The sequence below is a fragment of the Polaromonas sp. genome (assembly GCF_030682935.1).
GTDB lineage: Bacteria > Pseudomonadota > Gammaproteobacteria > Burkholderiales > Burkholderiaceae_C > Polaromonas.
Genome location: NZ_JAUXNA010000300.1, coordinates 1 through 8,993, shown reverse-complemented (window position 1 = coordinate 8,993; position 8,993 = coordinate 1). Strand labels below are relative to the sequence as shown.

The 8,993-nt window shown below is 59.9% G+C and carries 9 protein-coding genes and 1 pseudogene; 5 read left to right on the top strand and 5 right to left on the bottom strand.

What is annotated here, in order from left to right:
• The coding region (locus Q8K05_RS13835; protein WP_305247210.1) for a carboxyl transferase domain-containing protein at window positions 1-354 on the bottom strand (354 nt) is incomplete at its 3' end.
• A gap of 131 nt (window positions 355-485) precedes the next feature.
• Here Q8K05_RS13835 and Q8K05_RS13830 point away from each other — a divergent pair.
• Complete coding sequence (locus tag Q8K05_RS13830; protein WP_305247209.1) at window positions 486-1,547, top strand: AraC family transcriptional regulator; 1,062 nt, start codon at window positions 486-488, stop codon at window positions 1,545-1,547.
• A 142-nt stretch (window positions 1,548-1,689) separates the two neighbouring features.
• On the opposite strand, the gene Q8K05_RS13825 is transcribed toward Q8K05_RS13830, so the two are convergent.
• From Q8K05_RS13825 to Q8K05_RS13815, 3 genes are all read right to left on the bottom strand, one after another.
• Window positions 1,690-2,349 carry an HAD family phosphatase gene (locus tag Q8K05_RS13825; protein ID WP_305247208.1) on the bottom strand — a complete coding sequence of 220 codons (660 nt, stop codon included), beginning with the start codon at window positions 2,347-2,349 and terminating at the stop codon, window positions 1,690-1,692.
• Window positions 2,350-2,532: 183 nt separating this feature from the next.
• The gene (locus Q8K05_RS13820; protein ID WP_305247207.1) at window positions 2,533-2,949 is read right to left on the bottom strand and encodes a YchJ family protein; all 417 of its coding nucleotides are present in this window, start codon (window positions 2,947-2,949) and stop codon (window positions 2,533-2,535) included.
• Window positions 2,950-3,281: 332 nt separating this feature from the next.
• Entirely contained in the window at window positions 3,282-4,169 is an 888-nt protein-coding gene (locus tag Q8K05_RS13815) for a LysR substrate-binding domain-containing protein (RefSeq protein ID WP_305247206.1), read from the bottom strand.
• Window positions 4,170-4,336: 167 nt separating this feature from the next.
• Between Q8K05_RS13815 and Q8K05_RS13810 the strand changes: the two genes are divergently transcribed.
• The 4 genes from Q8K05_RS13810 to Q8K05_RS13795 are packed head-to-tail and all read left to right on the top strand — an operon-like array spanning window position 4,337 to window position 8,115.
• The gene (locus Q8K05_RS13810) at window positions 4,337-5,299 is read left to right on the top strand and encodes a tripartite tricarboxylate transporter substrate binding protein (protein WP_305247204.1); all 963 of its coding nucleotides are present in this window, start codon (window positions 4,337-4,339) and stop codon (window positions 5,297-5,299) included.
• Between the two features lie 2 nt (window positions 5,300-5,301).
• Window positions 5,302-6,531 (top strand): CaiB/BaiF CoA-transferase family protein, encoded by a 1,230-nt coding sequence (locus Q8K05_RS13805; protein ID WP_305247203.1) that lies wholly within the window; start codon window positions 5,302-5,304, stop codon window positions 6,529-6,531.
• Window positions 6,532-6,544: 13 nt separating this feature from the next.
• Window positions 6,545-6,955: a cupin domain-containing protein gene (locus tag Q8K05_RS13800; protein ID WP_305247202.1), complete on the top strand. Its 411-nt coding sequence runs from the start codon at window positions 6,545-6,547 to the stop codon at window positions 6,953-6,955.
• The gene (locus Q8K05_RS13795) at window positions 6,952-8,115 is read left to right on the top strand and encodes an acyl-CoA dehydrogenase family protein (protein WP_305247201.1); all 1,164 of its coding nucleotides are present in this window, start codon (window positions 6,952-6,954) and stop codon (window positions 8,113-8,115) included. Before Q8K05_RS13800 ends, Q8K05_RS13795 begins: the two co-directional genes overlap by 4 nt.
• Before the next feature lie 449 nt (window positions 8,116-8,564).
• Here Q8K05_RS13795 and Q8K05_RS13790 read toward each other — a convergent pair.
• A pseudogene (locus Q8K05_RS13790) lies at window positions 8,565-8,993 on the bottom strand (alanine--glyoxylate aminotransferase family protein); the annotation flags it as partial.

The following is an 8,993-nucleotide window of genomic DNA, read 5'->3' as shown; positions in this document are numbered from 1 at the left end:
ATAGTAGGTGCCGCCCTTCACGGTGGCGTCGTTGCACACGATCATGCAGTCCACGCCGCTGACGCGGCCAATGCCGACGATCAGGCCGGCGCAGGGCGCATCGCCGTGGTACATGCCGAGCGCGGCCAGTGGCGCGACTTCCAGGAACGGCGTGCCGGGGTCGAGCAGCATCTGCACCCGGTCGCGCGGCAGCAGCTTGCCGCGCGCGGTGTGCCGGGCGCGGGCGACTTCGCCACCGCCCGCAGCGGCCTTGGCGAGCTGGACATGAAGATCGTCCACCCGCGCGCGCATGGCGGCGGCGTTGGCCTGGAAGTCGGCGGAACGGGCGTTGAGTTTTGTCTCCAGGACGGGCATAGATTCCTCACAGCGGCGCTGGCGGCCGCACATGGGCCACACCTTAACGCCAATAGGGCAGCTTAGGCGCAAAAGATGCCGAATGGCCGCCACCAAGGTTGCAAATCGTGCCACCCGCAGGCACACTTCCCATGATGACCCCGCGCCTGACCCTGGCCGCTCCCGGCAGCCCCCGCCCTGCCGATACCCCTGCCGCAACCCCCATGGCCTTTGTGCAGGCCATCGTGCTGGCCTACCAGCGCCGCGACCGCAGCCCCAGCGAGGCGCTGGCACAGGCACAAATCGCGCCATCGTCAGTGGCCGACACCGCATTGCGCATCACCGCCTGGCAGATGGAGCGCATCTCGGGCGCGGCCATGCTGGAACTGGACGACGAGGCACTGGGCTGGTTCAGCCGGCGCCTGCCCTGGGGCAGCTACGGCATGCTGGCGCGCGCTTCCCTCAGCGCGCCCAGCCTGGGTGTGGCGCTCCAGCGCTGGTGCCGCCACCACGGGCTGCTGGCCGACGACATCACGCTCACCCTGGCGGTATCCAGCGGCACGGCGACGCTGCAAATCACCGAACACCGGGACCTGGGCCCGCTGCGCGAGTTCTGCCTGGTGTCGGTGCTGCGCAACATCCTGGGATTGGCCTGCTGGCTGATCGATTCGCGCATTCCGCTGCTGGCCGCGCAGTTTCCGTTTGCCGCCCCGCCGCACCAGGGCGTCTATGGCGTGCTGTTTTCCGGCCCCACGGCATTTGGCGCTGCGCAGGCGGCGATCCGGTTTGACACGCGCTACCTGGCGCTGGCGCTGCGGCGCGACGAACGCGCGCTCCAGCAAATGCTGCAACGCGCCCTGCCGCTCACGGTGCTGCAATACCGGCGCGACCGGCTGCTGGTGCAGCAGGTGCGCCAGGCACTGGCCAGCCACCCCACGCAAACCCACAACGCCGACGCCGTGGCGGCCCTGCTCCATGTCTCGCCGCGCACACTGCACCGCCAGCTCAAGGAAGAAGGCGCCTCGCTGCAGGCCCTGAAAGACGAGGTACGGCGCGCGCGCGCACTGGAGCTGCTGCTGCGCACCGCCCGCCCGATCAAGCAGGTGGCCGAAGCGGCGGGCTTTCAGAACGAAAAAAGCTTCATCCGCGCCTTTCGGGGCTGGACCGGCCAGTCGCCAGCGGCGTTCAGGCAGGGCAAGCCGCCGGTGGCGTGAATGGCCCTATCCGTTCACATGTTCTGTGGACAAGTTTGTGCACCACCCCAGGGAAAACCCTCGGACGCCTTGCCTGGCGCGGGGTTCAACAGGATGCCCGCTAAACAGGCAGTGTGCGTAACGCGTGGCGCTGACGCGCTGGTCAGGCCGCCGCCAGCAGCCCCGGCAAGTCGGCCATGTGGGCAAACAGGCGGCTCGCACCGGCCTGCTGCAGCGCCGCGCCGTGCTCGGCCAGCGGGCAATAAGCCCAGACCGTGGCGCCGGCCGCAATACCGGCCGTCACGCCGGTCGTCGTGTCCTCAATCACCAGGCAGCGCGCGCCTGCTGCCCCCAAGTGGGCCGCAGCGGCCAGGTACACATCGGGCGCCGGCTTGGAGCGCGGCATCTCGTGGCCGCTGAAGATGCGGCCCGCAAAATAATCCATCAGCCCGACCTGCGCCAGCTGCATTTCCACCTTGAAGCGGTCCGCGCCCGACGCGCAGGCAATGCGCTCGGCCACCTGCGCATGCGCGGCGGCCACTGCCTCGTGCGCGCCGGCAATCGCCTGCAGACGCGCCTGCAGTTCACGGTTGCGCCGGTCGTAAAACTCGGCCATCCAGTCCTCGGTCAGCGGCTGGCCGGTGCGCGCCTCGATGAGCGCACGCTCGTCGCGCACCGCCTTGCCCACGAACACGCGCATGCATTCGGCGGGCGTGAGCGCCCAGCCGCTTTCCTCCAGCATGTCGCGCAGCACGCCGTTGGTGATGGGCTCGCTGTCGACCAGCACGCCATCGCAGTCGAACAACACGGCTTCAAATTTCATGTTTACTCATTTTTTAATAGCTGCTTGCGCCCGCAGGTACTGGGCCAGATGCCGATTTGATGCTTAAAACGTAACAACTCAACTTTCCGCATATCCCTGTCTCCATCCCCGAGTTTGCATGGCTCCTTCCCCACCTTCCCCCAAAGGCGGGAAGGAGAAAAACGGGGAAGCTGGGTAGTTACCTTAAAACTGGTCGCCATCGACGTAAAACCAGCGCCCCTGCTCGCGCACGAAGCGGCTGCGTTCGTGCAGGCGCACCGCGCGGCCGCCCTCGCGGTAGCGGGCAACGAACTCCACCTCGGCATGGTCAGCGTCAATCAGTTGGTGCGAACGCACCTCCAGCCCCAGCCATTTCGCGGACGGGTCGAGCGTGAGGTCCGTGGGGCGGGTGCTGGCATGCCAGGTTGCAAGCAGGTCGTCACGACGGCCCAGCACGAATGCGGTGTAGCGCGAGCGCATCAGCGTCTCGGCGTCGGGTGCGGGTGTGGCGGCGAGTTCGTTCAGGTACGGGCCGCAGCAGGTGGAAAAAGGCAGGGGCTGGGTTTTGGCGGGCTTGGCCGAATTCGCCGAGGTGCGGCCACAGGGGCAAGGTGCCGTCATGACTGCAGGGCCTCAGCGCCACATAGCAGTTCCGCGCCGTTCGGATGCATCAAGGTATCGTTCATTGCGCTGATTTTTACAGACTTCAGGTTGGGTGAGCGCCTGAAGCCAGAAGCCCCATAGGTGTCTGCAATGCAGCGGGACCTGCCGGTCACCACCACCAGCTTTCTGGAACTTGAATTTCAAAGTTTCGCCGACTCGTCAGCGGTAATTCGCCACGACAGATCAATTTTTACGGCTGGACAAACCTTGCCAGATCCCGACACTGGGGTGACTCTACATTTTCGTTTATGCACACAGGATATTGCCGAAGAAAATGCTTCGCTCAGTCACTACTTTCGAGTGAGTATCCGTTCAGAACATTCAATAAAACTACGTACGGTCGGCAAGTAGTAGGCTGGATTCCATACCAACATGGCAGGTGAAAGCACTTGTTCACCGCTAATTCTCATGAATTTCACACCATGAACACGTGAGCGAGCCAGCGTGCGGGGTACAAGAGAAACGCCAAGGCCATTTGCGACCATGGCAATAATCGTTAACCATTGACGGGCCGCATGAGCAGTTTTGGGGTGTATTCCCGCACGAGAGAAGATTGCGATCACATTGTCATGGTTTGCGGGAGCCACATCCCGGGAAAACATCACAAAACGTTCATCGGCAAGTTGTATCAGATCGACAGCATCGCCTTGTGCTTTGGGATGATCCTCGGGCAAGCAGAGCACAAATTCATCTTCACCCATTGGCAGCGATACCAACTGGGGCGGAACTGTAGAGGCATTCACAAACCCAGCATGAATCTGACCGCGAAGTAGCTCATTCAACTGGTCTGCACTGGACATCTCTCTTAGCACGACATCCACACCAGGCATTTCTGCATTGAACTGCTTGACAATGGCCGGAACCTCCCGGTAGACCAGCGAACCGGTCACGCCAATCTCAAGTCGTCCACGCATTCCCCTTGCGACGATTTTCGCCACATTCGAAGCCCGAGCCACTTGTTCCAAAATTTGACGTGCCTCATCCAAGAAGGCCGTGCCTGCCTGGGTCAGCTCGACATGCTTGCTATCGCGAATCAAGAGTTGGACCTCTAACTCTTCTTCCAGCGACTTGATGGCGCTGCTCAATGGCGGCTGAGTGATAGCGAGCTTGTTTGCTGCTCGTCCGAAATGCAACTCCTCAGCCAGTACGACAAAGTAACGAAGAAAGTGAAGTTTCATGAGTGGATGGTGTGGGTCAAGCCGCACGTGAATTATCTTTCAATGATTCGTAAAAAGAATAGTTCGAGCCAAAAATAGGATTGGACGCAAATGATTGAGGACGGGAAGATGTGAACTGCATCGACCAATAAGACGGTGCCGCGTAAAAACATAACCGGAGACACTTCATGACGATCCTGCCTCGTGCCCTCACCCTGGCTGCCAGCTTGCTAGCTGCCTCAGCGGTATTGAGCCAAACCTACCCCTCTACTCCCATAACACTGGTCGTGCCGTTTGCCGCCGGCAGTGGAACCGATGCGGTTGCACGCATTGTTGGAAAGAAGCTCAGTGAGCGCCTCAAGCAACCAGTTCTGATCGACAACAAGGCAGGTGCAAGCGCCCAGATTGGCGCCCAGTTCGTGGCCCGCGCAAAGCCCGACGGCTACACGTTATTGATGACGACCAATACATCACATTCCGCCAATCCCAGCCTGGTCAGCAATCTCAAGTACGACCCCATCAAAGATTTCACACCTGTAACCCGCGTTGGTGAACTTCCCTTTGCCTTGGTGGTCAACAAAAACGACCCCGCAACGTCGCTCAAGGACTGGATCGATCGGGTGAAGCTCAACCCCGGGAAATTTTCTTACGCCACGCCGAATAGCACCTCCTTGGTGGCCTCTGAAACCATCAAGCGAATTGCTGGTCTGGATGTCGTTGAGATTCCCTACAAATCCAGTCCCCAAGCCCTTACCGACCTGATCGGCGGGTCAGTTCAGATGTACGTGGTGGATCTTGGTTCTGGCATGGGCATGATCAATGCAGGAAGCGTACGGGTTCTGGGCGTCACCACAAAAGAGCCACTGAAAGCGATACCAGGTGCAGTGCCCATCGCCAAAGTCGTCCCTGGGTTTGACTTGACCTCATGGAACGGCATCTTCGGACCAGCTGGCATGCCCAAGCCTGTAGTGGACAAGCTGAACACAGAGCTGCAAGAGGTTCTGGCAGACAAGGAAGTACAGAAAGCACTGAGCCAGCTTGGCTTTGAGACCTGGCCGACCAAGACGCCGGAAGAGTTTGCCAAATACGTGGCTGACCAACTCGCTCACTGGAGCACCCTCATCAAGCAGGCCGGCATAAGTCCGGTATAACCATGACCGCTCAGTATTCAGCCTCTACCTCCGGTCCGCTGGCAGGGGTGAAGATTCTCGACCTGACCTCTGTCGTGATGGGACCTTTTGCGACCCAGATCCTTGCTCAATTGGGCGCAGAGGTCATCAAGGTGGAGACCCTGGAAGGCGACAACATGCGCCATGTCGGCCCGATGAAGCATGCCGGGATGGGTCACATTTTTTTGCATGCCAACGCAGGTAAGAAAAGCATTGTCCTCAATCTCAAGCATGCTGAAGGCCGTGAGGCCGCCTTGAAAATGGCAGAGGGTTGCGACGTGTTTATCAGCAACGTGCGGCCACAGGCTCTAGCCCGCTTGGGGTTGGACTATGAGGCGGTACGTCTGCGCAACCCACGCATCATTCATGTGAGTTGCTGTGGGTTTGATCAAGACGGTCCAGATGCCGCCCGGCCTGCTTATGACGATCTTATCCAGGGCGCAACAGGTGTTCCATGGCTGATGGAGCAATATGGGACGCCCGAGCCCGCCTATGCCCCTACGACGCTGGCAGATCGCGTGACGGGCTTGCACACTGTCTACGCCGTCACGGCTGCACTGTATGCCCGAAGCCAGTCGGGAGTGGGTCAGTCCGTGGTGGTGCCGATGTTTGAAGCCATGGCCCAGTTCATCCTGGGTGATCACATGGCAGGTCTGACCTTCGAGCCGCCGATTGGGAAACCCGGATACGCACGCCTGCTGACGCCACACCGCAAGCCCTATGTCACCAGCGACGGCATGTTGTGTGTCTTGATCTACAACGACAAGCACTGGAGAGGTTTTTTTCAGGCCATCGGCGAGTCCGATGGCTTGGGCCGCGATCCGCGTTTTGCTACGCACAGCGCGCGTGCGGCCAATATTGACGAGGTCTATGCGGAAGTAGCCCGCATCATGCGCAACCGCACCACCGCGCAATGGCGCACATTGCTCGATGCTGCTGACGTACCAAACATGCCGATGAACAGTCCGGAAGACTTGTTGGCCAATCCGCAACTGCGCGCCACTGGATTTGTAAGTGACACCGTTCATCCGACCGAAGGACCGATGCACACACTCGCTCACCCTACGAAGTGGTCGGCCACGCCACCAGCGCAGAGCTTTTCGCCCGCTCCACGGTTGGGTGAGCACACCCGGCAACTCCTGGAAGAAGCGGGCTACACCCCAGAGAGTATCAATGCCCTGATCGAACAGGGTGCTTGCCGAACTGACGCCTGAAAGAACTGACAACATGCAACATAGTTACCTGGTTCGTACCGCAGATGTGCCCGCCTATCAGCCGGCCAATCACCATCACACAAGCAATCAACGACTGATTGGTCCCGAGACCGTCGGGGCCCAGCAGATGGAGGTGTTGCTCGGAACGCTCCACAAAGGCGGAGGGGCCTTGCCCCATGCCCACCCTGGCATTGAGCAGGCCTGCTACCTGCTAGAAGGAACAGCTCATGTCGAGATCGCAGGTCAGTCCTTTGATATGGCGCCAGGCGACACCTGTTTTTTCCCTGCCGACCAAATGCATGTCTTCACCGTCACCAGTGACACCCCAGTGAAGCTGCTCGTTATCTACAGTCCACCCTACGGCGAATCGCCCGACAAAGTGGTTCGCCCCGACTACGCCATTTTGAACAAAGCCTCCCAATGAACTTTGCATTGACCCCTGACCAAGAACAAATCCGCGATGCCATTGAGCGTGTCTGTGCGCCATTCGATGCCGACTACTGGCTTCGCAAGGACCAGGAAGGCGGCTTCCCTGATGATTTTCACCATGCATTGGCTGATTCTGGCTGGCTGGGCATCGCTATGCCCGAGGAGTATGGCGGTGCTGGTCTGGGCATCAGTGAAGCGGCGCTCATGATGCACACGATTTCTGCGACAGGCGCAGGTTTGTCTGGCGCATCTGCTGTGCATATGAATATCTTTGGCCTGCACCCCGTCGTGGTGTTTGGCACCGATGAACAAAAGAAGCGCTGGTTGCCGCCGCTGATTGCAGGAACGGACCGGGCCTGCTTCGCGGTGACAGAACCCAATACCGGGCTGAACACCTTGAAACTCAAGACGCGTGCGGTGCGTGAAGGCGATCACTATGTAGTGCATGGGCAGAAGGTCTGGATCAGCACGGCCCAAGTGGCCAACAAGATCTTGCTGCTGGCGCGTACCACCCCGATCGAGGAATGCAAGGGCACCGAAGGTTTGAGCCTGTTCTACACCGATATGGATCGCAGCAAAGTCGAAGTTCGGGAAATTGAAAAACTGGGTCGCAAGTGCGTGGACTCAAACCAGGTGTTCATTGACGGTCTGAGCATCCCCGTGGAAGATCGTGTCGGAGAGGAGGGTAAAGGCTTCAGCTACATCTTGCATGGTTTGAACCCAGAGCGCATCTTGATCGCCAGTGAAGCCGTGGGCTTGGGTCGTGCCGCATTAAAACGTGCAGCAGGTTATGCCAATGAGCGCGAAGTGTTTGGTCGCCCGATTGGTCAAAACCAAGGAATCCAGCACCCTTTGGCCAAATCCTGGATGGAGCTTGAGGCCGCTCACTTGATGGTCCAGAAGGCAGCGTGGCTGTATGACCAGCATTTGCCATGCGCCGCTGAAGCAAACAGCGCGAAGTACCTTGCAGCAGAAGCCTGCTACCACGCCTGCGAAAACGCCATCTTCACCCATGGTGGCATGGGCTATGCCAAGGAATATCACGTCGAACGGTATCTGCGTGAGTCCTGGATCCCCCGCCTGGCACCCGTGAGCCCCCAATTGATCCTGTGCTTCATCGCCGAAAAAGTGCTTGGCTTACCCAAGTCCTACTGAGTCCAGCAAGCACACATGTCGATAAAACTTCAGAACTTGGAATTGGAAATTCAAGGGCTGGTGGCCACGGTGTGGCTGAATCGGCCTTCCGCTGCGAAAGAGCAGGCCAGGGCCGGGATCGGTTTTCCACGATGAGCGGCCGGTATCCAGAACCCGGCTGGATGACGGACGCTTTGGAGCGACATTCCCCAGTAGCGGCTTTGGGTTGGATGTGGGTTCCGTGATCCTTGAAATGATCGCCAGTATGACGACACTTGAACCCAGTCTTGGGTGTCCGGTATAGAGCAAGCAGATTGGATAGTTATATGACGCTAGTCAGTCTGTAGCAGACATCCGGTGCGAGCTTCGTACGCAACATCTCGTGCCCGCTGCAATGCGCCAAACTGAGGCATCAACCCGCAACGCTTCACAAACCCACCGTCAATCAGTCCAAGCCAGACACCCAATCTTCAGCCAGCCACCGCCTCACGCACAGGCGCCACCAGCCCCATCCGGTCCAGCGCCCCCGCCAGTTGCCCCACGGTGCGATCCGCCTGGTGCCACTTCTCCAGCCCGAACAGCCCGACGCGAAAGGTCATGAAGTCTGCCCCTTCGTCGCATTGCAGCGGCACACCGGCTGCGGTCTGCAAGCCTTCGGCCAGGAATTTCTTGCCGGACTGGATCTCGGGGTCGGTGGTGTAGCTGACGACGACGCCGGGGGCCTTGAAGCCTTCGGCGGCGACGCTGGGCAGGCCACGGGATTCAAACAGCGTGCGCACCTTGGCGCCCAGGGCAACCTGCTCGCCCTTCACCTTGGCGAAGCCGTAGGCCTGGGTTTCCTTCATGGCGGCGCGCAGGCGCGTGAGGGCGTCGGTGGGCAGGGTCGCGTGGTAGGCGTG